The following is a 24,537-nucleotide window of genomic DNA, read 5'->3' on the forward strand; positions in this document are numbered from 1 at the left end:
GCCGGAGAAATTTTCGGCGTGCCCGGCCGTACGGCCCCCAGCCGTGCTGAGGGCCGTACGGCCGCGTGTCAGACGCCGAACGCCGCCGCGTAGCGGATGACGCCGTTCGGGACCGGCCGCTCGGGATCGAGGGCGAGCGCCATCATGTACTTGTCCTCGACCTCGAACGACGGCCGGATGCCGAACCCGGAGGCCGGGGTGAAGCCGAAACGCGGGTAGTACTCGGCGTGACCGAGCACCACCACCAGGTTCTCGCCCTGCTCACGGGCCGCGCGCAGGGCGGCGCGGATGGCGGCGGAACCCGCCCCCTGCCGCTGGTGTCCGGGCCGGACGGCGCACGGGCCCAAGGCGAGAGCGGGGGAGTCGCCGACATGGCAGCGGGTGAGCAGCGCGTATCCGGCGAGCTCGCCGCCGGGAGCCTCGGCCAGCCAGGCCAGGCCGGGCAGCCACGCCTGCGGGTCGGCCCGCAGCGCCTCGACGAGGTCGGCCTCGTGCGGGCCGGGGAAGGCCGCGAGGTTGATCTCGCGGACGGCGGCGGCGTCGGCGGCGTTCTCGGGGCGGGTGATCCAGGAAGAGGTCATGATCGGGTTCGTCTCCTTGTCCTTCTGCGGATGCGGGACCTGGCCGGTGTTCGTGGTGGACGGAATGGACGGACGGGGGATGCGGCCCGTCATGACTGCCGGTCCCGGAACCGGTAGGTGGCGCGCAGGTGACCGGTGATGGCCTTCTGATGGTTGACGCGCTCGTCGCGCAGCCGGGCATCGGTCCGCGAGGCCGCCCAGGCGTTCTCCCGTTGCAGCTTCCGGTAGCTGCTCAGGCGGCGTCCGGACAGCTCGCCCGACGCGATGGCGGCCTGAACCGCGCATCCCGGCTCGGTGTCGTGGGCGCAGTCGGCGAAACGGCAGCACGCGGCGAGCTCTTCGATCTCGGCGAAGACCTGCTCCAGGCCGTCGGCGGCGTCGTGCAGGCTGATCCCGCGCAGGCCCGGCGTGTCGATGAGGACCCCGGCGGCGAGCACCTGTCCATGGGAGGACCTGGACGCCGACGAACGCACGATCGCGCTGTGCCGCGGCAGCAGCGCCACCAGGTGCGGCTCGGCGCCGGGGCGCAGCGCGGCCCAGTCGCCGGTGCACGGCGTCAGGAGCGGGTCGGGCGGATGCGGCGCGGCGAACGTGGCCCGCGTCGGTCCCGCGGCGGTGACCGCCGTGCACAGGCCGCGGTCGACCCGGGAGATCCGAGCCGGGACGAGGCCCGCTTCGTAGTGTTCGGTGAAGGTTCGGTCGAGTGCGCCGGTCCACCCGTACCGGGACAGGCCGGATGGATCGGTGTACGTGTGTGACAACGTGAGACCCTTGCGGAGAAGGGGCCCCGACGAGACGTGGACGTCACCCCGCCTGGTTCACGGCAGGGAGCGGAAGTGGGTCAGACCGGGGCCCGGGACGTGAGGTCGGTCCGGGCGCTGCACGGGGCAGCGGTCTTCACCGCGGTCATCGAACCTCACCTCCCTTCCACACAGATCCAGTACCGAACGAACGGCAGCCTAGCATCTCGGCCGGACCTCCTGGCGGAAGATGATCGCGGTGCCCGACGCGGCCTCGGCGGGCACGAAGATCTCCTGACGGCCGGTCACGCGTACCTGGACGTCGTTGTCGCGCAGAAGCTGCCGCGTGGCGGTGAGGTCACGCACCGACACCGTGCAGGCGACGAACGCGGGCAGGGCCGCAGGCTGCTCACCAGGCAGCAGGTCGCCGAGCGTCGAGGCGGTGACGACGGTGACGCCTGCCCGATCGAAGACGTGCGGCCGACCGTCGCGCGCCTGCCCGAAGTAGGTGGCATAACGCCGCGTCAGCGCCGGGAGCGCCTCGTCGGCGACGCACAGCACACATTCGACCAGCCCGGTGGCGCCGTTGGGGTGGACGGCGTGCGGCTGGACGCCGCCCGGTCGGGCCGGCGCGTTCTCGGCGAATCCGATCCTGCCTTCCGGCACGCGCCCGGCGGGCAGGCCGGGTGCGGAGATCTCCAGGTACCGGACCGGTTCCATCGTGGTGCCGGTGCGGGTCTCGACGGGGCGCTGCACGGCGTGCACGCCGGCATGGTCGACGCCGGCCGCGGTCAGCCCCGCAGCGATGACGTCGATGTCCGGCGTGTCGGCGATCATGATGTGCAGGCCCTGGAACCGCTGCAGGAACGACGCGATGTTGGCGGTGGTGGCGTCGATGGCGGCCAGCAGTCCGGGCAGCCTGTCGTCGGGCACGCGCAGCGGGATCGGCCGGGCCTCGCCGGGCAGGCGGCCGGCGTCGTCGATCACGGTCACCAGCTCGATGAAGTTGCGCGGGAACTGCACGTGCGCGTTGGCCACGCCGAACGGCTCGGCGGCTCCTCCGGCGACCCGCGGCAGCAGGGGGTAGGTGGGTGCGGCGACGGTGAAACCGAGTCGGCGGTAGGTGTTCATGGCCCGGGTCATGTCGTCCACGATGTGGCCCACGTGGTGCAGGCCGGTGATGTCGTCGCCCATGGTGAAGAGCCTCCAGGCGTGCGGGGCCGGGGTGCGTTCGCCCCGGTCAGAGCTTTTGAGAGTATACTATCTTTAGATAGTGAGCTCTCATTATTGCTTCGGTAGAGTGTCCCGCATGGGAGAGGGCGGGTTGCGCGAACGCAAGAAGGCCAGGACACGGGAGACGATCCTGCGCGAGGCGTTCAGGCTCTTTCGTGAGCACGGCTACCACGCCACCACCACCGAGATGATCGCCGAGGCCGCTGAGGTCTCTCCGGCCACCTTCTTCCGCTACTTCCCGACCAAGGAGCATCTGGTCGTCCTCGACCGCTTCCCGCCGCTCACCGAGGCGCTGGCCGCTCAGCCGCCAGGCGCCCCCGTCCCCCTGCTGCGGGGCGCGTTCCGCGCCGCCTTCGCCGCCCTGTCGCCGGAGGAGATCGCCGCCGGGCGCGCCCGGGAGGTGTTCGCGGTCACCGTGCCTGAACTGCTGGCCGCCAACCTGCGCAGGAGCCCCGGCTTGATCGCGGAGGTGCGCCGGCTCGTGGCGGACAAGGCCGGCTGTGCTCCTGACGACCCGCGCGTACGCGACACGGTCGGCGCGGTCTTCGGGATCGTGGCCATGGTCTGGATGCAGTGGGCCCACGATCCCGGCCTGGACGGCCCGGCCGAGATCGACACGGCACTGGCACGCCTGGAAGCCGGCCTGAACCGCACGTAGCCCGGTCAGCGGCGCGGGTGACTATCGTTGCGGGAACCGGCACCCTCGCCGTTACCGTCTGCGCAGTGGTCGGCGGCCTCATCGCCGATCCCTGTCGAACGGAGCATCCGTGATGAACGTCGATGTGATCGTCGTCGGAGCCGGGCCGACCGGGCTCATGCTCGCCGCAGAGCTGGGCCTGGCGGGGGTGGCGGCCGTGGTCGTCGAACGGCTTCCCCGGCGCAGCGGGCAGTCCAAGGCGCTCGGGATCCAGCCACGCTCCGCGGAGGCGCTGGAGTTACGCGGCCTCCTCGAACCCCTCATGGACCGGGCGATCCAGCGGGTGCCCGGCGGGCATTTCGCCGGGCTTCGACTGGATTACACTGCCTGGGACACCCGGCATCCGTACTCGATCGGCATCCCCCAAGGGCGCGTCGAGGCGCTGCTGGAGGAGCGGCTCGGCGAGCTGGGCGTCCGGGTCCTGCGCGGGCACGAGGTGACCGCGCTGTCGCAGGACGCCGAGAAGGTCGAGGCGACCCTGCTCGGCCCGGCGGGCGGCGAGTCACGGCTCACGGCGCGTTACCTGGTGGGCTGCGACGGCGGCCGCAGCACCGTCCGCGAGCTGCTGGGCGTCGGCTTTCCCGGCCTGGACGGCAAGCTGCTCTCGGTGGTCGCCGACATCACGATCTCCGACCCGGACGGCGCCGTGCCGGAGACCTGGACCCTGCCCGTCATGACGCCCGACAAGACCGGCAAGGGCTACATCGCGCCCATCGGCGATGGCGTGCACCGGTTCCTGTTCTACGGGGCCGAGCAGCAGGCGCTGTCCCGCGACACCCCGATCACCGAGGAGGAGGTGCAGCGGGCGCTGCGCAACGAGTTCGGCCCGGGGGTGCGGCTGACGGGCGTGCGGTGGGCGTCCCGGTTCACCGACGCCTCGCGCCAGGTCGAACGGTACCGCCACGGCCGGATCCTGCTCGCCGGGGACGCCGCGCACATCCACTCGCCCATGGGCGGGCAGGGGCTCAACCTCGGGCTGCAGGACGCGTTCAACCTGGGATGGAAGCTGGCGGCCGAGATCGGCGGGTGGGCGCACGAGGGGCTGCTCGACACCTACCACGCCGAACGGCATCCGGTCGCCGCGCGCGTCCTGGCCAACACCCGGGCGCAGGCCGTGCTGATCGTGCCCGAGGAGGAGAACCTGGCCCTGCGGGACATCGTGGAGCAACTCGTACGGGTGCCCGAGGCCAACCGGATCGTCGCCGGCATGATCTCGGGGCTGGACATCCGCTACGACCTGCCCGGCCGGAACCACCACCTGCTGGGACGCCGCGTCCCCGACCTCGACCTGGTGACGTCGTCCGGGCCCGGCCGGGTGGCTGAGCTGCTGCGCGACGGCCGCGGCCTGCTGCTGACGACCGCCGACGAGGCGGCGTTCGCCCGGGCCGCCGGGCCGTGGTCGGCCAGGATCGGCCGGGTGCACGGGAAGGCGGAGCTCGGGGCGGACGCCGTCCTGGTACGGCCCGACGGCTACGTCTCCTGGGCCGGTTCCGTCACCGACGTCTCGGGCCTCACCGACGCCCTGACGCGCTGGGCGGGCGCTCCCGCCGCCGGTGCACGTCCCTGAACGATCATCGGTCGCGCGCGGCCCTGACGGCCACCGGCACGATGGCCAGCGCGAGAACGCCGCCGCCGACGGCGAGGAGTGGGTATCCGGCGACCTCGACGACGAGGCCCGAGGCCATGCCGCCGGCGGCGCCGGCGATCGCGATGGAGACGTCGACCCAGCCCTGCGTCCTGGCGCGGGTGGCCGGCGGGACGGCGTCGGTGATGATCGCGGTGCCGGTGACGAGACCGAGGTTCCAGCCCAGCCCCAGCAGCGCGAGGGCCGCCGCGTACGCGGCGACGGAGTCGTCGGGGGCGAGGGCGGCGAGCGCTCCGGCGGCCAGCAGGACCAGCCCGGAGGCGGCGGCGACCGCGAGCGGGCCGTGGCGGTCGACGAGCCGGCCGGTCAGCGGCGAGGGCAGGTACATCGCGCCGATGTGGATGGCGATGACCAGGCCGGACGCGGCGGCGCCGGAGCCGCTGTCGTGCATGTGGACCGGCGTCATGGTCATGATCGCGACCATGACGGCCTGGGTGAGCACCATGACCAGCACCCCGGCCGGCACGCCGGGGCGGCGCCTCGCGGCGTCCGCACGCGGCCGTCCCGCGGCGTCGTCCGGCGCGCCGGTGGGGTCGGCGGTGGGGTCGGCTTCGAGGGCGCGGGCCAGCAGCAGCGGGTCGGGGCGCAGCCAGACGGCCAGGACGAGGGCGGCCAGGGCGTAGGCGGCGCCGGCGAGCAGGAACGGCCCGGCCAGGTACGGGATGCCGAGGACGGCCGCGAGGCCGCCGGTGGGCGCGGCGAGGTTGGGCCCTGCCACGCCGCCCAGGGTGGTGGCGACCAGCACGGTGGACACCGCGCCCGCCCTGCGCGCGGGGGCGGCCAGGTCGGCCCCGGCGTAGCGGGCCTGGAGGTTCGTGGCGGTGCCGGCGCCGTACAGGAAGAGTGAGAGGAACAGCAGGACGGGGTGGCCGGCGACGGCGGCGACGATGACGCCGCCGCTGCCGACGGCCCCGGCGAGATATCCCAGGGCCAGGCCGGGGCGGCGGCCGCGGGCCTGGGAGAGGCGCCCGACGGCGACGGCCGCCAGGGCTGACCCGGCGGTGCCCACGGCACTGGGCAGCCCGGCCAGGCCGGTGGAGCCGAGCATGTCCTGGGCGAGCAGCGCGCCGACGGTCACGCCGGCCGCCAGCCCGAGCCCGCTGAGCACCTGGGCGATGACCAGGACGGTCAGGGAGCGGCGCTGCGCCTCGACGCGCGGGACGTGGTCTGCCCGGACGGGCACGTTGGTCGTCACGAGTGAGTTCTTTCGAAGAGGGGTCGCATCGGCGGCGTGGCCAGGGCCCGCGGGCGTGGTCAGGGTCGGTCGCCCAGGTCGAGGCGGTCGAGCAGGCCGCCGGCGGCGAAGGCGGCCACCAGGTCGTCGCGGCCCTCGGTGAAGTGGGCCCAGCTGTCGTAGTGCACGGGCACCACCCGGCGGGCGCCGAGGATCCCGGCCGCCGCCACGGCCTGCGCGCTGTCGAGCACGATCAGCCGCCCATCGAACAGGACGGAGAACCGGGGCCCGCCGGCGAAGAGCACGGCGGTGTCCACCGGGCCGAACCGGTCGGCGATCTCCCGGACCGCGTCCAGGGAGGCGTTGTCGCCGCTGACGTAGACCGTGGGCAGGCCCTCCCCGGTCAGGACGAACCCGACGACCTGGCCGGTGATCGGTTCGACCTCCTCGCGCGGGCCGGGGCCGTGCACGGCGGGCACGCCGGTGACGGTGATCGTGCCGCCGTCGCGGCGGTCCAGCTCGATCGACTCCCAGTCGGCCAGACCCCTGGCCCCGCCGCCCAGGCGTTGGCCGCCGCCGGGGGTGGTGAGCGTGAGCGGGACGTCGGCCAGCAGCGCGCGGCCCGCATGGTCCAGGTTGTCGGGGTGCTCGTCGTGGGAGAGCAGGACCACGTCGATGCGGCCGAGGTCGGCGGGCGTGGCGGACGGGGGAGCCGTCTTGGTCAGCCGGCCGCCCGGCACGTGGTAGTCGCCGGGCGGGTCGAAGGTCGGGTCGGTCAGGAAGCGCAGGCCGCCGTACTCGAAGAGGGCGGTGGGACCGCCCAGGACGCGGACGGGGATCTGCTCGATGGGCGCGCCGGAACTGGCCATGCGAATACCTCACGGATGGGAAGTGGTTTATCCGTGATGACGGTAACGGCGTCTCACGGACGAGCGCAAGCCGTACCATGAGACACATGAGCGAGACGCCGACCGCCGAGTCCGTGCTGCCGCCCGCGCCGGGGGCGGAGGACTACCTCGCCCTCGACTTCGTCAACAGCGCCATCGCGCTGCCCGGCGGGCAGTTCGTCGACCTCCTCGGCACGCCCGCGGCGACGAATCGGTGGCTCGCCGAACGCGGCCTCGCGCCGGCCGACGCCGGGGTGCAGGAGATGTGCGCGACGCAGCTGCGCTCGCTGCGTGAGCACGTCAGGGCGTTGTTCAGCGCGCGGGTCGCGGGGCTGCCCGTCCTGCCCACCGCCCTGTCCGCCGTCAACGACGCGCTGAGCAAGGCCCCCACCGCCGCCCTGCTGTACTGGGACGAGAAGAACGGCCCCTACCGCGCGACGCCGTGCCCCACCAACGAGATCCTCGACCGCGCCCTCGCGACCCTGGCCGCCAACACCGCCGACCTGCTCACCGGCCCCGACGCCGAACGCCTCACCAGCTGCGGATCTCCGCCCTGCAACCGCTACCTGCTGCGGCACGGCCGCCGCCACTGGTGCTCCACGCGGTGCGGCGACCGCGCCCGCGCCGCCCGCGCCTACGCCCGGCGCACCCAGCCCACGCCTGGCTGACCGGCCAGCGGGTGTGGCGCACGTCACGTCCTCATCTGTCACAGGACGCGGGTCTCCGGCATCTCTTGGGCGAAACCAGTGAGAAGCAAGGAGCACATGCGCCTACCAGCCCGGCGCCCGCTGAACGACCCCGACGCCATCCCCGCTGCCGATTGTGGCGGGGTGGCGGGGGCGGCGGAGCGCGGCGCGGTCGCGTCAGGCGACCGCGGTGCCCTCCAGCTCGACCATCAAGGTGGGGATCGCCAGCCGGGTCACGCCGAGCATCGTGGTGGCGGGCGCCGCCCCGGCGGCCCCCAGCCGCGCCGCCAGCACGCCGTAGTGCTGGAAGAGCAGGTCCACGTCCGTGGTGTAGACGTTGAGCCGGACGAGGTCCGCCAACGACATGCCGGCCTTGCCGAGGACGGCGTCCAGGTTGTCCAGGCTCAGCGCCAGCTGCGCCGCCATGTCACCGTCATGCCGGGGCGTGCCGTCGTCGCCCATCGCGGTCTGCCCGGAGCAGTACAGGGTGCGGGTCTGCCCGGAGACCAGCTCGCCCTGGTTGAATCCCATCTCGACCGACCAGGTGACCGGGTTGATCGCCGTTCGTTGCAGTGTCATGCCGGCTCCGTTCGATGTCAGGTTCTTCGACGTCATGGTGATCAGCCTCCCAACGAATCACGACATCCTGTGTCGTGTATCTCGATAGGGTTTTCGCATGCGTGCCGACCGGCTGGTCTCCCTGGTGCTGCTGCTGCGGCAACACGGACGGCTGTCCGCGACCACCCTCGCCCGCGAGCTGGAGGTGTCCACCCGCACGGTGCTGCGCGACATCGAGGCGCTGTCCGCGGCGGGCGTCCCGGTCTATGCCGAACGCGGCCGGCACGGCGGCTTCGCGTTGTTGCCCGGCTTCCGGACCGAGCTCACCGGCCTCAACCCCGACGAGGCGCTCGCCCTGCTGGTCGCCGGGTCGCGGCGCGGCGCGCAGGCGTTCGGCCTCGGCTCGGCGCTCGCCTCGGCGATGCTCAAGGTGGTCGACGCGCTCCCCGACAGCTACCGGGACACCGCGGCCGGCGCGGCCGAGCGGCTGCTCATCGACCCCGAGACCGACCTGCTGTCCCGCCGGCTGGCCGCCGAGGAGGTTCCCGACGCCGTGGCGGCCGAGGTCCTGCGCGCGGTCTTCGCCGGACGCAAGCTGGAGATCCACTACGCGCCCTTCGGCGGAACGCCCGAGTGGCGGACGGTCGACCCGATCGGCCTGGTCACCATCCGCGACCGGGGCTACCTGCTGGCCACGAGGTCGGGGGCCGACCGCACCTACCGGCTGTCGCGCGTCCAGGCCGCCAGGGCGCTCCCCGAACCCGCGCAGCGGCCCGACCGGGTCGACCTGGACCGGGCCTGGCAGGAGCGCAGCACCCGGTTCCGCACCGGCGGCGACCAGGTCACCGTGACGGTACGGATGGCCCCGAGGCGGCGGGAGGAGCTGCTGGGCACCGCGCTGGCCGTCCTCGCCGAGGAGGCCGGCCCCGACGGCCTGCTGCGGCTGGAGGTGACCTTCCAGGACGACAGGCACGCCGTCTGGGCGTTGTGGCAGCTCGGCACGGACGCCGAGGCCCTGTCCCCGCAGTGGTTGCGCGACTCCCTGCACGCCCGCGCGACCACGCTCGCCGCCCGCTACCAGGACCCCGCCGCGGAGCCGGCCGCCCGCCGCGAGGAGCCCGCGTGAAAACCCGTTGGCGGCCTGCCGCGGCCACTGCTAGTTTGCCGGTGGCCGTGCGAGAGACCGAGGAGGTGGTACCCGTGGACACAACGACGACATGGGTGCTCCCCCTGGGGGTCACGGTCGGCGACTGAGACAGGTGTCGCCGGGAGCGCCACGCCAGCAGGCACTCCCGAAAGGCACCAACCATGCATTCTCCGCAGCCCACCGCAGCGCCCCTCGCCTACGACGTGGTCATCGCCGGATGCGGGCCGACCGGCGCGATGCTCGCCGCCGAACTGCGGCTGCACGACGTACGGGTCCTCGTCCTGGAGAAGGAGACCGAGCCCAAGTCGTTCGTCCGCATCGTCGGCCTGCATATTCGCAGCCTCGAACTGATGGCGATGCGCGGCCTGCTGGAGCGCGTGCTCCGGCACGGCCGGCGGCGTCCGGCCGCCGGTTTCTTCGCCGCCATCGACAAGCCCGCGCCCAAGGGCCTGGATTCCGCGCACGCCTACATGGTGGGCATCCCGCAGCCGGTCATCGAGCGGCTGCTCGAAGAGCACGCGCTCGAACTGGGCGCGCACGTCCGGCACGGTCAGGCGGTGACCGGCCTCGACCAGGACGACGAGGGCGTGACCGTCGAACTGGCCGACGGGGAACGGGTGCGTGCCCGCTACCTCGTCGGCTGCGACGGGGCGCGCAGCACGGTGCGCAAACTGCTCGGCGTCGGCTTCCCCGGCGAACCCTCGCGGACCGGGACGCTGATGGGCGAGATGGAGGCGGGCGTACCGCAGGAGGAGATCGCCGCCACGATCGCCGGGCTGCGCGAGAGGCCCCAGCCGTTCTGGGTGCGGCCCTTCGGCCAGGGGATCTACAGCGTCGTCGTGCCCGCGGCCGAGGCCGGCGACCGCGCGGAGCCGCCCACCCTCGACGAGTTCAGGCGACAGCTGCGCGCCGTCGCAGGAAGCGACTTCGGCGTGCACTCCCCGCGCTGGTTGTCCCGCTTCGGGGACGCCACCCGGCTGGCCGAGCGGTACCGGGCCGGGCGGGTGCTGCTGGCCGGCGACGCGGCGCACATCCACCCGCCCATCGGCGGACAGGGTCTGAACCTGGGCGTTCAGGACGCCGTCAACCTCGGCTGGAAACTGGCCGCGCAGATCCGCGGCTGGGCGCCGGAGCCGCTCCTGGACACCTACCAGGCCGAACGCCGGCCGGTCGCGGCGGACGTGCTGGACAACACCCGCGCCCAGACGGAACTGCTGTCCGCCGGACCGGGCCCGCGGGCCGTGCGCAGGCTGCTCACCGAGCTGATGGACTTCGACGAGGTGAACCGGCACCTGATCGAGAAGATCACCGCGATCGGCGTCCGCTACGACTTCGGCGAGGGCCCCGACCTGCTCGGCCGCCGCCTGCGCGACATCGACGTGAAACAGGGCCGCCTCTACGATCTGCTGCGCCGCGGCCGCGGCCTGCTGCTGGACCGCACGGAACGCCTGACCCCCAGCGGCTGGTCGGACCGGGTGGACCACCTCGCGGATCCCGGTGCGGCCCTCGACGTCCCGTGCGTGCTGCTGCGTCCGGACGGCCACGTCGCCTGGGTCGGCGACGACCAGCGGGATCTGGACGGGCACCTGTCCCGCTGGTTCGGCACGCCCGCCGGCTGACGTCCCCGCCACGAACCAGGTCCGCCGCCGAAAATTGTTCGGCGGCGGATGTCGAGAACCCTCAGGCGGCTCCGTCCCAGGGCCGGAACACGAAGACGACCCTGAAGGGACGACCATGCGACCGCACGAGATCACCGAGATCCTGGACCGGCCGATCAGCCGGGAGCTGCTGGCCCGCGACCTGACCCGGCTGGCGTACGTGGCCAAGGACGGCACGCCGCGGAACATCCCCATCTCCTTCACCTGGAACGGCTCGCAGATCGTCATGTGCACCACGAAGAACGCACCCAAGCTCCCGGCCCTGCGCCAGAACCCGACGGTCGCCCTGACGATCGACACCGAGGTGCACCCGCCCAAGATCCTGCTGATCCGCGGCCGGGCCGAACTGGACGTCGTGGACGGCATCCCGGAGGAGTTCCTCCAGATGAACGGCTCGTACGAGATGACGGCCGAGCAGCGGGTCGAGTGGGAGGCCGAGGTCCGCTCGCTCTACGACGGCATGGTCCGCATCGTCGTCACCCCGACGTGGGTGAAATTGATCGACTTCGAGACGACCCTGCCCAGCGCGGTCGAGGAGCTGATCAGGGAGCGGGCCGAGCGCGAGAAGGCCACGACGCGGTAGGCGGGCGGCCCGGGGGCGCTTTGGCCCCGGGCACAAGGTCTCAGACGCTATTCGTCGTCCACGATGAAGAGGACTGCGGCGGCCTGGCCTAGCGTTCGGTCATGCGCCGCCTCTCCCTCGACGACCTGTACGGCCTGGCCGTACCCGGTGACCCACAGCTGCGTCCGGACGGCTCCGCCGTCGCCTACACCCTGACGACCGCGGACCGCGAGTCCGACGCCAACGTGACCGAGATCTGGCTGGCCACCCCGGGCGCCGCCCCGCGAAGGCTGGCGACCGGCGCGGCCCCCCGCTGGTCGCCCGACGGCCGCACCCTCGCCTTCCTGCGCCCGGCCGGCGGGCCGCCGCAGATCCACCTGCTGCCCATGGACGGCGGCGAGCCGCGTGTCCTCACCTCCGCGCCGCTGGGCGCCGGCGTGCCCGTCTGGTCGCCCGACGGCACCCGCATCGCCTACGCCGGGCCGTCCGGCGAGGTGGACCCGAACGCGCCGATCGTCATCGACACGCTGGAGTACAAGGCCGACGGCGCCGGGCTGCTGTGCGGCCTGACCACGCACCTGTTCGTCGTGGACGTCGAGGACGGCGCCTCCGTGCAGGTGACCTCGGGCGACTTCCACGCCGGCGCGCCCGCCTGGTCCCCGGACGGCGGCCTGCTGGCCTTCACCGCCGGCCTGGACCCCGACCGCGACCTGGACATCTGCGGCGGCCTCTACCTGGTCGAGCCCAAGCAGGACGGCGCGCTCGAACGCGCGGGCGGCGACGGCGTGATCTGCATGGGCGTCTGGTGGCTGGGCGGCCGCTGGATCGTGGCCGGTTACCGCGGCGTGCCCGAGGGCCACACCCGCCTGTTCGCCCTCGAAGGGGACGACTTCGCCGAGATCGAGACCGGCCTCGACCGCAACGTGATGATCGGCGCGCCCGGCTACCCGGGGGCGACGCCCGCGATGAACGGCGACGACCTGCTGTTCTGCGTCCGCGACCGCGGGTTCACCCACCTGTACCGGCTGGCGCCCGGCGGCGTCGCCGAGCGGATCGTGGACGAAGACCGGAACGTGGCCGGCGTCAGCGTCGCGGCCGGACGGGTGGCCTACGTCGCCTCCACGCCGCGCAGCGCCGGTGACGTCTACCTCGACGGCGCGGCCCTCACCGACCACGCCCCCGAGGGCGTCGAGCTGTTCCAGGCGCGCAGCCGCACCTTCACCGCCCCCGACGGCACGCCGGTCGAGGCGTTCGTGCTGCGCGACGAGACGCTGACCGAGCCGGGCCCGCTGCTGCTGGACATCCACGGCGGCCCGCACAACGCCTGGGCGCCCGTCTTCGACGGCGTGCACCTCTACCACCAGGCGCTCGCCGCGCAGGGCTGGACCGTCCTGCTGGTGAACCCGCGGGCCAGCGACGGGTACGGCGAGGCGTTCTACAACGCCGGGCTCGGCGCCTGGGGCCTGGCGGACGAGGACGACTTCCTCACCCCGCTCGACGTCCTGGTCGAGGAGGGCGTCGCCGACCCCGCCCGGCTGGCGGTCACCGGCTACAGCTACGGCGGCTACATGACCTGCTGGCTCACCGGCAGGACCGGGCGGTTCGCCGCGGCCGTCCCCGGCGGGGTCGTGGTCGACCTGCGCAGCATGGCCGGCACCGCCGACCTCGGCTACTTCCTGGCCAAGCACGAGGTCAGGGACGAGTTCGTCGAGCAGTCGCCGATCACCTACGCCGGCGACGTCGTCACCCCGACGCTGATCCTGCACGGCGGGTCGGACGACCGCTGCCCGATCGGCCAGGCCGAGCAGTGGTTCGAGGCGCTGCGCGAGCGCCGGGTGCCGGTCCGCCTGGTCCGGTATCCCGGTGGTTCACACCTGTTCATCCTCAACGGACGCCCTTCACACCGTTTCGACTACAACGAAAGGATCCTCGCGTGGCTGGATCAATGGGTCAGCGTCTCGCCGAACTGATCGAGAAGTACGAGGTCCCGGGCGCGGCGCTCGCCTACCTGCACAACGGGGAGCTGCACGAGTTCGCCGCGGGCGTGCTCAACGTCGACACCGGCGTGGAGGCGACCCCCGACTCCCTGTTCCAGATCGGCTCGGTCTCCAAGGTCTGGACGGCCACCCTGCTCATGCAGCAGGTCGAGCGCGGCCGGCTGACCCTGGACACCCCGGTCGCCGAGCTGCTGCCCGGCTTCCGGGTCGCCGACGCCGAGGTGACCAAGACCGTCACGGTCCGGCACCTGCTGTCGCACACCAGCGGCATCGACGGCGACCTGTTCCTCGACACCGGCCGCGGCGACGACTGCATCGAGAAGTACGTCGAGGCCTGCGCCGACCTGGCGCAGAACCACCCGCTCGGCGCCACCCAGTCCTACTGCAACTCCGGCTTCGTCATCGCCGGGCGCATCCTGGAGGTGCTGGAGGGCAAGACCTGGGACGAGGTGCTGCGCGAGAACATCTGCGAGCCGCTCGGCCTGACCCACACCTGGACGCTCCCGGAGGACGTGCTGCGCTTCCGCGCCGCGCACGGCCACGTCGAGGACGGCAAGGCGGCCCCGGTGTGGGGCCTCATGCGCTCGTGCGGCCCGGCCGGCCTCATCTGCGCCCGTCCGCGTGACGTGGTCGCCTTCGGCCGCGCCCACCTGGAGGGCGGCCTGCTGGACGACCCGCGGGCGATGTGGGAGCCGCAGGTCGACATCCCCAACCCGCACACCCTGGGCAGGCAGTGGGGCATCGGCTGGATCCTCGACGAGTGGTCCGGCCACCGCGTCATCTCGCACGGCGGCAACACCATCGGCCAGCACGCCATGCTCTGGGTCGTGCCCGACACCGGCACCGTCGTGTGCGTGACCACCAACGGCGGCCACAGCGGCGCCCTCACCCACGCCGTGGCCACCGAGCTGTTCGCCGAGCTCGACGGCCTGGCCGTGCCGCCCGTGCTGGGCCCGCCGGAGACCCCCGTGCAGGTGGACGTCGAGCGTTACGCCGGCGTCTACGAGCGGGTCGGCGCGCGCATGACCGCGAGCGTGCACGACGGCGCGCTCAGGCTGCGCGTGGAGTCGACGGGCGCGCTCGCCGCCCTGCAGGAGCCGTTCGACCTCGACCTCGTCGCCGTCGACGACGTCACCTTCGTCGGCCGCCGCGAGGGCGACCCCGACTGGGTCTCGGGCGTGTTCTACCAGCTCGACGACGGCTCGCCCTACTTCCACCTCGGCGTCCGCGCCACCCCCAAGATCGCCTGAGGAGACCGCATGGATCTGCAGAAACGCCTCGACGAAGCGGCCAGGGCCCACGACGTGCCCGGCGCCGCCATCGCGGTGTGGAGCGGCGGACAGCTGCACGAGGCCGCCACGGGCGTCGTCAACCGGGACACCGGCGTGGAGACCACCCCCGACAGCGTCTTCCAGGTCGGCTCCACCACCAAGGTGTGGACGGCCGCGCTGATCATGCAGCTGGCCGAGGAGGGCCTGCTCGACCTGGACGAGGAGATCGGGGCGTACCTGCCCGAGTTCGCCCTGTCCTACGATGCCGTGATCAGCGTCCGGCAGCTGCTGACGCACACCGGCGGCTTCGACGGCGACCTGTTCGAGGACACCGGGCGCGGCGACGACAGCCTCGAGAAGTTCGTGGCCTACCTGCACGGCGCGGGCAAGGTGCACGAGCCGGGCGAGCTGTTCTCGTACTGCAACGCCGGCTACTGCGTGCTCGGCGCCATCGTGGCCAGGCTGCGCGGCACGACCTGGGAACAGGCCATGCGGGACCACCTGGTGAAGCCGCTCGGCGCCACCCACGCGGCCCTGCTGGCCGAGGAGGCCGTGCTGTTCCGCGCGGCGGCCGGGCACATCGGGCCGGGCAACGACGTCTATCCCCAGTGGCAGATGCCCCGCTCCAACGCGCCCGCCGGGGCCACCATGTGCCTGGCCCCGCGCGAGCTGGTGCGCTTCGGCCGCATGTTCGCCGCGGACGGCCTGGCCGAGGACGGCACCCGGGTGCTGTCGGCGGAGAGCGTCGCCGCGATGCGCACCCCGCAGGTCGCGGTGCCGGGCGTGCCCGGCCTGATGGCCGCCAACTGGGGGCTCGGCTTCGAGCTGTTCACCTGGGGCGCCTACGGCCACGACGGCGGGACCCCGGGCCAGAGCACGTTCTGGCGGGTGGCCGACGACGGCTCGTACGCGATCGCGATGAGCATGAACGGCGGCAACTTCATCGGCGTCATGAACGACCTGCTGCTGCCGCTGCTCAGGGAGGGCGGGCTGGCGGCCCCCGACCTGCCCGCGCCGCCGGAGCAGCCGCGCGCCGTGGACCCCGCGCCGTACGTCGGCCGGTACGAGGGGCCGCAGCTGGCCTACGAGGTCTCCCCGGCGGCCGACGGCGTCGAGGTCACCCTGATCCCCGGCGCGTTCATGGCCAGCATGGGCGAGCAGGGCAGCACCGCCAGGTACGTCCACCTCGCCGAGGACACCTTCATCGCCGAGCAGCCCGAGGAGGGCAGGCACGACACCGTCACGTTCGTCCTGCGGGACGGCGTCGCCACGCACCTGCACAACGGCCGGGCGGTCCCGCGTGTTTGAGCAGGACGCGCGGAAGGTCTTCGCGGCGGCGGGCGTGCGCGGCTTCGTGCACGCCCGCGACCTGGACGGCGAGGCCGAGATCGGCCTCGACCCGGACGCCCCGGTCGTCCTGGCCTCGGTGTTCAAGCTGCCGATCCTGCTGGAGTACGCCCGGCAGGCCGCGGCGGGCGAGGTGGACCGCACCGAACGGCTCACCGTCACCGCGGCGGACAAGGACGGCGGCGTCGGCACCTCGGGCTGCGCCGACGACGTGTCGCTGACGCTGCGCGACCTGGCCCACTTCATGATGTCGATGAGCGACAACGCGGCCACCGACGTGCTGCTGCGCCGGGTGGGCCTCGACCGCGTCAACGCCACGCTGGCCGAGCTCGGGCTCGGGCGCACCCGGCTGATCGGCGGCTGCGCGACGCTGTTCGAGTCCGTGGTCGAGGAGCTGGGCACCATCGACGTGGCCGGCATCCCCGAGGAGCGGATCAGGGCGCTGGCCGTACGCGATCCGGAACGGACCACCGCGGGCACGCCCCGCGAGATCACCACGTTGCTCGGTCTCGTCTGGCGCGACCAGGCGGGCCCCGCCGAGGCGTGCGCGGAGGTCCGCGACATCATGAGCAGGCAGATCTGGCCGCACCGCCTCTCCTCGGGCTTCCCGGACGAGGTGCGGGTGTCGGCCAAGACCGGCACCCTGTGGGGCGTGCGCAACGAGGCGGGCGTCGTGGAGTACCCCGACGGCGGCCGGTACGCCGTCGCGGTGTTCCTGCACGGCGACAACCTGGCCTTCCGCATTCCGGCCGCGGACGCCGCCATCGGCGAGGCCGCCCGTCTCGCCGTCGAGCACCTGCGCGGCTGATGACGGTCTACGTCGACTATCGTGAGCGGATGAACAGCCGTCCGCGTGCCAGCCTTGAGCGGATCCTGTTCGATCTCGGCAGCACGGTCCTCGACGTGGCAGCCTCGCCCGGTGACCTCGACACCGAGGTCACCGGGGTGCACATCTACGACCCGCTCGACGAGCTCTACGTGCCGCCGGGCGGGCTGCTGCTGGCCGTCGGCGTGCAGGGCGCCACCGCCATCTGCGGCCTGCTCGACGCCGCCCGCGAGGCCAGCGGCATCGTCGTCAAGCTGCCGGTCGACGTCGACGAGCAGGTGCGCAGCAAGGTCCTGGAGACGGGCGTCGCCGTGCTCGGGCTGACCAGGGCCGCGTCCTGGTCGCAGGTCGCCGCGCTGCTGCGGTCCCTGCTGGCCGAGGGCGACCTGGCCATGCCGGAGAAGGGGCCGCAGGGCGATCTGTTCGCGCTGGCCAACGCCGTCTGCGCGCTGCTCGACGCGCCCGTCACCATCGAGGACAGGTCGACCCGCGTCCTGGCCTTCTCCGGCCGGCAGGACGAAGCCGACCCCGGCCGGGTCGAGACCGTGCTCGGTCGTCAGGTGCCCGAGCGTTTCCAGCGCATGCTCGACGAGCGCGGCTTCTTCAAGAAGCTCTACCAGAGCCGCGACCCGATCTACATCGAGCTCGACGGCGACAGCATCAACCGGGCGGCCGTGGCCGTCCGGATCGGGGACGAGATCCTCGGCTCCATCTGGGTCGCCGTGCGCGAGCCGCTCACCCCGCAGCGCGAGCGCGCCCTGGCCGACGCGGCCAAGATCGTCGCGCTGCAGCTGCTGCGCGAGCGCGCCGGCGCCGACACCCAGCGGCGGCTGCGCGCCGACCTGCTGTCCACGGTCCTGGCCGGCGGTTCCGACGCGGCCGACGCCGCGGGCCGGCTCGGCATCGCGACCGAGCGCCTGTGCGTGCTCGCCGCCCAGCTCGCCGATGGCGACGCGGCCGACCCGGCGCGCGCCGAGAGCGACCGGCAACGGTTCTGCGACGCCCTGGCGCTGCACGTCGGCGCCATCCATCCCAAGGCCGCCGCCGCGATGATCGGCTCGGTCGCCTACGCCGTCCTGCCGCTGAGCTCGGGCGGCGACGAGGAGACGCGGGCCGTGCGCGTCGCGGAGTCCTTCCTGTCCAGGGTCGGGCCGCGGCACGCGGCCAACATCGGGGTCGGCCGGCTGGCCGCCAACCTCTCCCAGGTGGCGCGCGCCCGCGCCGACGCCGACCGGGCGCTGCGCGTGCTGCGCGCCCGCGGCCAGGCCGGCCAGGTCGCCGGCTACACGGCCGTGCACTTCGAGTCGCTGCTGCTCCAGGTCTCCGACGTGGTCGCCGCCGAGGAGCAGGTGCCCACCGGCCCGTACGAGCGGCTGCTGGCGCACGACGCCGAGCACGGCAGCGAGCTGGTGGCCACCCTGCGGGCCTACCTCGACGCGTTCGGCGACGTCAACGCCGCCTGCGCGCAGGTCCACGTGCACGCCAACACCTTCCGCTACCGGCTCAAACGGCTCACCGAGATCAGCGGGCTCGACCTGTCCGACCCCGACGCGCGACTCACCGTGATGTTGCAGATGCGGATCTTCGGACGCTAGCACGAGGTCGTCCGCGCTTTTTGTGAAGGGCGACGAAGAAGGTCGGGCCGCGAGGGACGAAGGTGGGTCACCACCCCACGCTCTCCTGGAGTCGCCATGAAGAAGACAGCGGTGCTCACCGCGTTGGCCCTGCTAGCGGCCGCGTGCGGCAGCGGCGGAGGTACGGCGGGCAGCACGGGCAAGCCTGTCACGGGCGGCACGTTCACCGCCGCCATCAGCGCGGACCCCGGGGTGCTCGACCCCGCCACGGGCGTGCTCTCGGTCACCAACGAGGTCCTGTCGGTGGCCTACGACACCCTGGTGTCCGTCTCGGCGGACGGCAAGACCGTCCCCGCCCTGGCCGAGAAGTGGGACGTCAAGCCCGACAGGGTGACCTTCACCCTGCGCAAGAACGTCACCTGCTCCGACGGGTCCAAGCTCACCCCGTCCGACGTCGCCGAGAACATCAACCACATCGCCGACCCCGCCACCAAGTCGCCCATCTACGGGGTGCTCGTACCGGCCGGCATGAAGGCCGAGTCCGACGAGTCCGCCGGCACCGTGACGCTGTCGACGCCCGAGCCGTTCAGCTTCATCCTGGAGAGCTCACGGCTGCTGTTCATCGTCTGCGGCAAGGCCGTCAAGGACCGTTCGCTCATCGCGCGGGCCACCTCAGGGACCGGCCCGTACCAGCTCACCGAGGCCGTCCCCGGCGACCACTACACCTTCAAGGTGCGCCGGGAGTACGCCTGGGGCCCCGAGGGCGGCACCGCCAAGGACCTCCCCGAGACGCTCGTGCTCAAGGTGGTGCCGAACGAGCAGACCGCGGCCAACCTGCTCCTCGCCGGCTCGCTCAACTCGGCCACCTTCTTCGGCCCCGACCGGACCCGCCTGGAGGCCAACCCCGCGCTCGGCAAGATGATCGAGCCACAGGGCAACGGCCAGTTCTTCTACCACCAGGGCGAGGACAGGCCCGGCCACGATCCCGCCGTGCGCAAGGCGCTGACCCAGGCGCTCGACATGAAGGAGCTGGGCGGCATCGCCACGGGCGGCACCGGCAAGCCGGCCACCGCACTCGTGCCGCCGCCCCGCCCGTGCCAGGGCGACACCGTCACCGGTCACGTCCCGGCCTTCGACACGGCGGCCGCCACCGCGGCGCTGGACGCGGCCGGCTGGAAGACCGGGGCCGACGGCGTCAGGGAGAAGGACGGCAAGAAGCTCTCCCTGCGCCTCTTGTACGCCACCACCAAGGGCCCCAGCATGGTGGCCGCCGCCGAGTACATGGCGGCGGTGTGGAAGAAGATCGGGGTGGACGTGAAGCTCAACGGCGTCATCGACACCAAGCTGTCGGAGTCGCTCAACGCCACCCAGGACTGGGACGTCGTCTGGCTGCCCATCGGCGTCACGCTGCCCTCGCAGCTGGTCGGCTTCCTGTCCGGCCCCGCCGCCCCCAAGGGCGCCAACTTCGCCCACCTGAAGAACGCCGAGTACGAGCGGCTGGTCGCCGAGGCCGCCAAGCTGACCGGCCCCGAGGGCTGCGCCAAGTGGCTGGCGTCGGAGTCGGCCCTGTTCGACAACGCCGACCTGGTGCCCGTGGTCGAGATGAACACGCTGACCGCCACCAAGGGCGCCACCTTCCGGACGATGGCCGGCCTGTACCTGCCCTCGACGATCCGCCTCACCCAGGGAGGCTGAGTGACCGTACGGCGCCTCGTGCGCTTCGTCGTGTCGCTGGCGGTGCTGCTCGTGGCGTCGTTCGCGATGATCCACCTCATCCCCGGCGACCCGGTGCGGGCCTCGCTCGGCCCGGCCGCGCCGGTCGAGCTGGTCAAGGCCCGCGAGCAGCTGCTCGGGCTGGACAAGTCGCTGCCCGAGCAGTTCGCCGCCTACGTCGGGCACATCCTCACCGGCGACTTCGGCACCTCGTTCCTGACCGGCGAACCGGTCGGCCAGGTCATCGCCACCCGGCTGCCCAACACGCTGGGCCTGGCGCTGCTGGCCACCGTGGTGGCGCTGCTGCTGGCCGTGCCGCTCGGCATGTGGGCGGCCATCCGCACGGAGAACGGCCGGAACCGGGGGACCGAGATCACCTTCAGCTCGGTCACCGGCACCGCCGTCGCCGTCCCGGAGTTCCTGTACTCCATCGCGCTGGTGGCGGTCCTGTCGATCGGGCTCGGCCTGTTCCCGCCGGCCGGGAAGGAGGGGATGATGTCGTACGTCCTGCCGGTGGCCGCGCTGGCGATCGGCCCGGTCGCGATGATCGCCCGCATCTCCCGGGTGGAGACCCTGCGTGAGCTCGGCACCGACTACGTGCGGCTGGCCCGGTCGAAACGGCTGCCCGCGGCCCGCCTGCACCTGCGGCACGTGCTGCCCAACACGCTGACCGCGACGCTGACCGTGGGCGGGCTGCTGCTCACCTCGCTGATCGCCGGCAGCGTGCTGGTGGAGTACGTCTTCGCCTGGCCGGGGCTCGGCCTGAAGATCGTCGAGTCGATCACGCAGAAGGACTATCCCGTCGCCCAGGCCGTCATCCTCGTCTACGGCGCGATCGTGCTCGTCGTGAACCTCGCCGTCGATCTGATCCTGGGCGCGCTCGACCCCACCTCCAAGATCAAGGAAAACTGATGCGTTTGCGCACCCCGGCCGCCGTCGCCGGAGCCGTGCTGGTCACGCTCATGGTGGTCCTGGCCGTCGTCGGCCCGCCGATCTGGGGCGCGGCGGCGGAGAAGATCGACGCGGGCGCCATCCTGCAGGGCTCCTCGGCCGCCCATCCGCTCGGCACCGACAACCTGGGCCGCGACCTGCTGGCCAGGGTCCTGGTCGCGGGCCGGTTCTCCCTCCTGCTCGCGCTGGCGGCCACGCTGTTCGGCGCGGCCGTCGGCACCGTGCTCGGCGCGCTGCCCTCGGTGCTGCCGCCGCGCGGCGCCCGCTTCGTCACCGGCGCCGTCAACGCGCTCGTCGCCTTCCCCGGCCTGCTGCTGGCCATGTTCACCGCGGTGATCGCCGGGCTCGGGGCCAAGGGCGCGGTGCTCGGCATCGGCGTGGCCATCGCCCCCAGCTTCGCCCGGCTCACCCAGACGCTGGCCGCGACCGTCGCGGGCGCCGACTACGTCGCGGCCGCCCGGATGCTCGGCGTGCCGCGCATGCGCGTGCTGACCAGGCACGTGCTGCCCAACATCGCCGAGCCGCTCATCCTCAACCTCACCCAGGCGCTCGGCGGCGCGCTGCTGGGCCTGGCCGGGATGTCGTTCCTGGGCCTCGGCGTGCAGCCGCCCGCCTTCGACTGGGGGCGGCTGCTCTTCGACGGGTTCGGCCGCATCTACGTCACGCCCGAGGTGGCGCTGGGGCCCGCCCTGGCGGTCGCGCTGGCCGGCATCGGCTTCAACCTGCTGGGGGACGCGCTGGCCAAGGCCGCCTCCCGCACCGCCGTGCACACGCGCGAGGCCAGGCCCGCCGCGCCGCCCGCCCCCGGTGAGCCGGACCCCGAGGCGGTGCTGGAGGTCAGGGACCTGACGGTGACCTTCCCCGGCGGCGTCACGCCGGTGCGCGGGGTGTCGCTGACCGTCGCCCCCGGGCAGATCGCCGGGCTGGTGGGGGAGTCGGGCAGCGGCAAGAGCCTCACCGCCGCCGCGATCGGCGGGCTGGTGCCGTACCCGGGCGTGGTGACGGCGGGCAGGCTGGCGCTGGCCGGCCGGGAGATCTCCGAGATGTCGCCCAAGGAGCTCGGAACCGCGCTCGCCATGGTCTTCCAGGACCCGATGGCCTCGCTCAATCCCGCGCTGAAGGTCGGCGGCCAGCTGGCCGAGGTCGCGATCGTGCACCAGGGCGCCGCCAAGGCGGAGGCCCACCGGCGCGCCGTCGACCGGCTCGGCCACGTGCACCTGCCCGCGCCCGAACGGGTGGCGCGCCGGCACCCGCACGAGCTGTCCGGCGGCATGCGGCAGCGCGCCGTCATCGCCATGGGCCTCATGGGCACCCCCCGGCTGCTCATCGCCGACGAGCCCACCACCGCGCTCGACGTGACGGTGCAGCGGCAGATTCTCAAACTGCTGCGCGAGGTCACCGACGAGACCGGCGCGGCGGCGCTGTTCATCTCCCACGACATCGCCGTCGTCGGCGAGCTGTGCGACGTGGTCGTCGTCATGTACGCCGGCCGCGTCGTCGAGCAGCTGCCGGTCGAACTGCTGGCCACCGGCGCCGCGCATCCCTACACGCGGGCGCTCATCGACTCGCTGCCCGACATGGACACCGACAGGTCGCTGCCGCTGGCCAGCATCCCCGGCCGTCAGCCCGCGCCCTCCGACGTGGGCGACGGCTGCGCCTTCGCCGCCCGCTGCGAGCTGGCCACGGCCCGCTGCGCCGGCGAACGTCCCCCATTGACGTCGTACGGCAAGGCGCACCAGGTCGCCTGCTGGGAGGTCTGATGATCATCGAGAACCTGACGGTGCGGTTCGGCTCGTTCACCGCCGTCGACGACATCACCCTGGAGGTGCCGAGCGGGTCCATCGTCGGGCTGGTCGGCGAGTCCGGATCGGGCAAGTCGTCGGTGGCCAGGGCGGTGAGCGGCCTGGTGCCGCACACCGGCACCATCACCGGCGCCAGCCGCGTCCAGATGGTCTTCCAGGACCCCTACGCCTCGCTCGACCCCCGGATGAAGGTGGGGGCGTCGATCGCCGAGGGCTGCGGCAAGGGCTCCGTCGAGCGGCTGCTGTCGCTCGTCTCGCTGCCGCCCGAGGTGGCCACCCGCTATCCGCGCGAGTTGTCAGGCGGCATGCGGCAGCGCGTGGCCATCGCCAGGGCGCTGGGGGCCGAGCCCGACCTGCTGGTCGCCGACGAGATCACCAGCGCCCTGGACGTGTCCGTCCAGGGCTCGGTGCTGAACCTCGTGCGCAGGCTGCGCGACGAGCTGGGCCTGTCGATGTTGTTCATCTCGCACAACCTGGCCGTGGTCCGCTACGTCTCCGACGTGGTCGCGGTGCTGCACCAGGGGCGCATCGTGGAGCTGGGGCCGACCGAGGAAGTGGTCGGCGCCCCCTCCCACGACTACACCCGGTCGCTGCTGGAGGCCGTGCCCAGGCTGGGCCGCTCCACCACGTAGAACGTCTTGTCGTGGAAGGCGGTCACCACGCCGCCTTCCACGAGCAGGCCGCCCAGGACCTCCCGGACGGCCAGCCGCCACGCCTTGGCGGCGCCGGGGTCGGTGACGCGCAGCGCCTCGATGTCCTCCGGCAGCGCCACGAGCAGGGTGGCGGCGTCGCTGTCGCGCGTCACCGGCCGCCCGTCCTCGTCGGCCAGCACGATCGCGGCGTCCGCCGGGAGGGGCCGCCGGCCGGGCTCGCCCCGTACGAGGGCGGCCACGTGCGGCGCCGACAACGCCCAGGAGGCCAGCACGCGGTCGGAGTCGCTGCCCTGGTTGATGGCGTCGGTCATGACGCCGTAGAAGCTCGGCAGGTACTCCTCGGGACGGGCGCCCAGCTTGGCCAGGTTGAAGTGGGCGTTCCTGCGCACCAGCGGGTCATAGGTCCAGGTGATGCGGTCGATGCCGCGCTCCAGGGCCCAGCGGCGCTGGTGCAGCTTCAGCTCGAAGCCGATGCCGTGGCCGCCGGCCGCGCCGGTGATGTGGGAGTGCAACGTGTTGGCCGCCCCGAAGAAGCCGACGGAGGCGCCCACCAGGCGGCCCGCGTCGTCGTACGCGCCGGCCACGTAGTTGCCCGCGTGCGACATCGCCCGCATCAGCTCGACCGTGATCGGCCGGCTGTCCGGGTCGAAGTGCCAGATCCCGTCGAACAGCTCACTGACCTGCTCGAACTCCGCGATCCCATGGAGTTCCCTGATCGCGATCAACGTGCCGGCCCTCCGAATGCTCAAGTGTCACGGTGACGCTACGGCACTGTGCGGCGGGACCGAATCGTGCGGGACACCAAAGAGCACCCGGGGCTTCGTGGGATCAGACA

General features: G+C 72.9%; 22 protein-coding genes. 15 read left to right on the forward strand and 7 right to left on the reverse strand.

Annotation, left to right across the window (positions count from 1 at the left end):
• Positions 1 to 68: 68 nt before the first annotated feature.
• The 3 genes from AB0J76_RS21450 to AB0J76_RS21460 form a co-directional block, all read right to left on the reverse strand.
• Positions 69 to 581, reverse strand: a complete 513-nt coding sequence (locus tag AB0J76_RS21450; RefSeq protein WP_352323292.1) for an N-acetyltransferase — start codon at positions 579 to 581, stop codon at positions 69 to 71.
• 89 nt (positions 582 to 670) lie between these two features.
• Positions 671 to 1,342, reverse strand: a complete 672-nt coding sequence (locus AB0J76_RS21455; protein WP_352323291.1) for a hypothetical protein — start codon at positions 1,340 to 1,342, stop codon at positions 671 to 673.
• Between the two features lie 198 nt (positions 1,343 to 1,540).
• A complete protein-coding gene (locus tag AB0J76_RS21460; protein ID WP_352323290.1) occupies positions 1,541 to 2,515 on the reverse strand; it encodes a VOC family protein in 975 nt (324 codons plus the stop codon).
• Between the two features lie 115 nt (positions 2,516 to 2,630).
• Here AB0J76_RS21460 and AB0J76_RS21465 point away from each other — a divergent pair, with 115 nt between their 5' ends.
• Both AB0J76_RS21465 and AB0J76_RS21470 read left to right on the forward strand, forming a co-directional pair.
• Positions 2,631 to 3,212 carry a TetR family transcriptional regulator gene (locus tag AB0J76_RS21465; protein WP_352323289.1) on the forward strand — a complete coding sequence of 194 codons (582 nt, stop codon included), beginning with the start codon at positions 2,631 to 2,633 and terminating at the stop codon, positions 3,210 to 3,212.
• 112 nt (positions 3,213 to 3,324) lie between these two features.
• Positions 3,325 to 4,818 (forward strand): FAD-dependent monooxygenase, encoded by a 1,494-nt coding sequence (locus AB0J76_RS21470; protein ID WP_352323312.1) that lies wholly within the window; start codon positions 3,325 to 3,327, stop codon positions 4,816 to 4,818.
• A gap of 4 nt (positions 4,819 to 4,822) precedes the next feature.
• On the opposite strand, the gene AB0J76_RS21475 is transcribed toward AB0J76_RS21470, so the two are convergent.
• Both AB0J76_RS21475 and AB0J76_RS21480 read right to left on the reverse strand, forming a co-directional pair.
• Positions 4,823 to 6,091: an MFS transporter gene (locus AB0J76_RS21475; RefSeq protein ID WP_352323288.1), complete on the reverse strand. Its 1,269-nt coding sequence runs from the start codon at positions 6,089 to 6,091 to the stop codon at positions 4,823 to 4,825.
• A 59-nt stretch (positions 6,092 to 6,150) separates the two neighbouring features.
• Positions 6,151 to 6,939: an MBL fold metallo-hydrolase gene (locus AB0J76_RS21480; protein WP_352323287.1), complete on the reverse strand. Its 789-nt coding sequence runs from the start codon at positions 6,937 to 6,939 to the stop codon at positions 6,151 to 6,153.
• A gap of 86 nt (positions 6,940 to 7,025) precedes the next feature.
• Here AB0J76_RS21480 and AB0J76_RS21485 point away from each other — a divergent pair, with 86 nt between their 5' ends.
• Positions 7,026 to 7,625, forward strand: a complete 600-nt coding sequence (locus tag AB0J76_RS21485; RefSeq protein ID WP_352323286.1) for a CGNR zinc finger domain-containing protein — start codon at positions 7,026 to 7,028, stop codon at positions 7,623 to 7,625.
• A 195-nt stretch (positions 7,626 to 7,820) separates the two neighbouring features.
• On the opposite strand, the gene AB0J76_RS21490 is transcribed toward AB0J76_RS21485, so the two are convergent.
• A complete protein-coding gene (locus AB0J76_RS21490) occupies positions 7,821 to 8,216 on the reverse strand; it encodes a RidA family protein (RefSeq protein WP_352323311.1) in 396 nt (131 codons plus the stop codon).
• A gap of 103 nt (positions 8,217 to 8,319) precedes the next feature.
• On the opposite strand from AB0J76_RS21490, the gene AB0J76_RS21495 reads away from it, so the two are divergent.
• The 12 genes from AB0J76_RS21495 (at position 8,320) to AB0J76_RS21550 (ending at position 23,681) form a co-directional block, all read left to right on the forward strand.
• Complete coding sequence (locus AB0J76_RS21495) at positions 8,320 to 9,327, forward strand: WYL domain-containing protein (RefSeq protein ID WP_352323285.1); 1,008 nt, start codon at positions 8,320 to 8,322, stop codon at positions 9,325 to 9,327.
• 182 nt (positions 9,328 to 9,509) lie between these two features.
• Positions 9,510 to 10,967, forward strand: a complete 1,458-nt coding sequence (gene rox / locus AB0J76_RS21500; RefSeq protein ID WP_352323284.1) for a rifampin monooxygenase — start codon at positions 9,510 to 9,512, stop codon at positions 10,965 to 10,967.
• A 115-nt stretch (positions 10,968 to 11,082) separates the two neighbouring features.
• Positions 11,083 to 11,589 carry a pyridoxamine 5'-phosphate oxidase family protein gene (locus AB0J76_RS21505; RefSeq protein WP_352323283.1) on the forward strand — a complete coding sequence of 169 codons (507 nt, stop codon included), beginning with the start codon at positions 11,083 to 11,085 and terminating at the stop codon, positions 11,587 to 11,589.
• A gap of 101 nt (positions 11,590 to 11,690) precedes the next feature.
• Positions 11,691 to 13,538, forward strand: coding sequence for a S9 family peptidase (locus AB0J76_RS21510; RefSeq protein WP_352323282.1), 1,848 nt, complete (start codon positions 11,691 to 11,693; stop codon positions 13,536 to 13,538).
• Positions 13,502 to 14,815 carry a serine hydrolase domain-containing protein gene (locus AB0J76_RS21515; RefSeq protein ID WP_352323281.1) on the forward strand — a complete coding sequence of 438 codons (1,314 nt, stop codon included), beginning with the start codon at positions 13,502 to 13,504 and terminating at the stop codon, positions 14,813 to 14,815. The genes AB0J76_RS21510 and AB0J76_RS21515 overlap by 37 nt, the downstream gene beginning before the upstream one ends.
• A gap of 9 nt (positions 14,816 to 14,824) precedes the next feature.
• Positions 14,825 to 16,144 (forward strand): serine hydrolase domain-containing protein, encoded by a 1,320-nt coding sequence (locus AB0J76_RS21520; RefSeq protein WP_352323280.1) that lies wholly within the window; start codon positions 14,825 to 14,827, stop codon positions 16,142 to 16,144.
• On the forward strand, positions 16,137 to 16,991 hold the full coding sequence (locus AB0J76_RS21525; protein WP_364390224.1) for a serine hydrolase: 855 nt from the start codon (positions 16,137 to 16,139) through the stop codon (positions 16,989 to 16,991). Before AB0J76_RS21520 ends, AB0J76_RS21525 begins: the two co-directional genes overlap by 8 nt.
• Positions 16,992 to 17,020: 29 nt before the next feature.
• Positions 17,021 to 18,604 (forward strand): helix-turn-helix domain-containing protein, encoded by a 1,584-nt coding sequence (locus tag AB0J76_RS21530; RefSeq protein ID WP_364390226.1) that lies wholly within the window; start codon positions 17,021 to 17,023, stop codon positions 18,602 to 18,604.
• 96 nt (positions 18,605 to 18,700) lie between these two features.
• Positions 18,701 to 20,278 (forward strand): ABC transporter substrate-binding protein, encoded by a 1,578-nt coding sequence (locus tag AB0J76_RS21535; protein ID WP_364390228.1) that lies wholly within the window; start codon positions 18,701 to 18,703, stop codon positions 20,276 to 20,278.
• Positions 20,279 to 21,208 (forward strand): ABC transporter permease, encoded by a 930-nt coding sequence (locus tag AB0J76_RS21540; RefSeq protein WP_352328368.1) that lies wholly within the window; start codon positions 20,279 to 20,281, stop codon positions 21,206 to 21,208.
• Entirely contained in the window at positions 21,208 to 23,007 is a 1,800-nt protein-coding gene (locus AB0J76_RS21545) for a dipeptide/oligopeptide/nickel ABC transporter permease/ATP-binding protein (protein ID WP_352328367.1), read from the forward strand. Before AB0J76_RS21540 ends, AB0J76_RS21545 begins: the two co-directional genes overlap by 1 nt.
• Complete coding sequence (locus AB0J76_RS21550) at positions 23,007 to 23,681, forward strand: ATP-binding cassette domain-containing protein (RefSeq protein WP_352328366.1); 675 nt, start codon at positions 23,007 to 23,009, stop codon at positions 23,679 to 23,681. The genes AB0J76_RS21545 and AB0J76_RS21550 overlap by 1 nt, the downstream gene beginning before the upstream one ends.
• On the opposite strand, the gene AB0J76_RS21555 is transcribed toward AB0J76_RS21550, so the two are convergent.
• On the reverse strand, positions 23,627 to 24,451 hold the full coding sequence (locus AB0J76_RS21555; protein ID WP_352328365.1) for a GNAT family N-acetyltransferase: 825 nt from the start codon (positions 24,449 to 24,451) through the stop codon (positions 23,627 to 23,629). The genes AB0J76_RS21550 and AB0J76_RS21555 overlap by 55 nt on opposite strands.
• Positions 24,452 to 24,537: the final 86 nt, after the last annotated feature.

Source organism: Nonomuraea sp. NPDC049624, from assembly GCF_040675255.1.
Taxonomy (GTDB): Bacteria; Actinomycetota; Actinomycetes; order Streptosporangiales; family Streptosporangiaceae; genus Nonomuraea.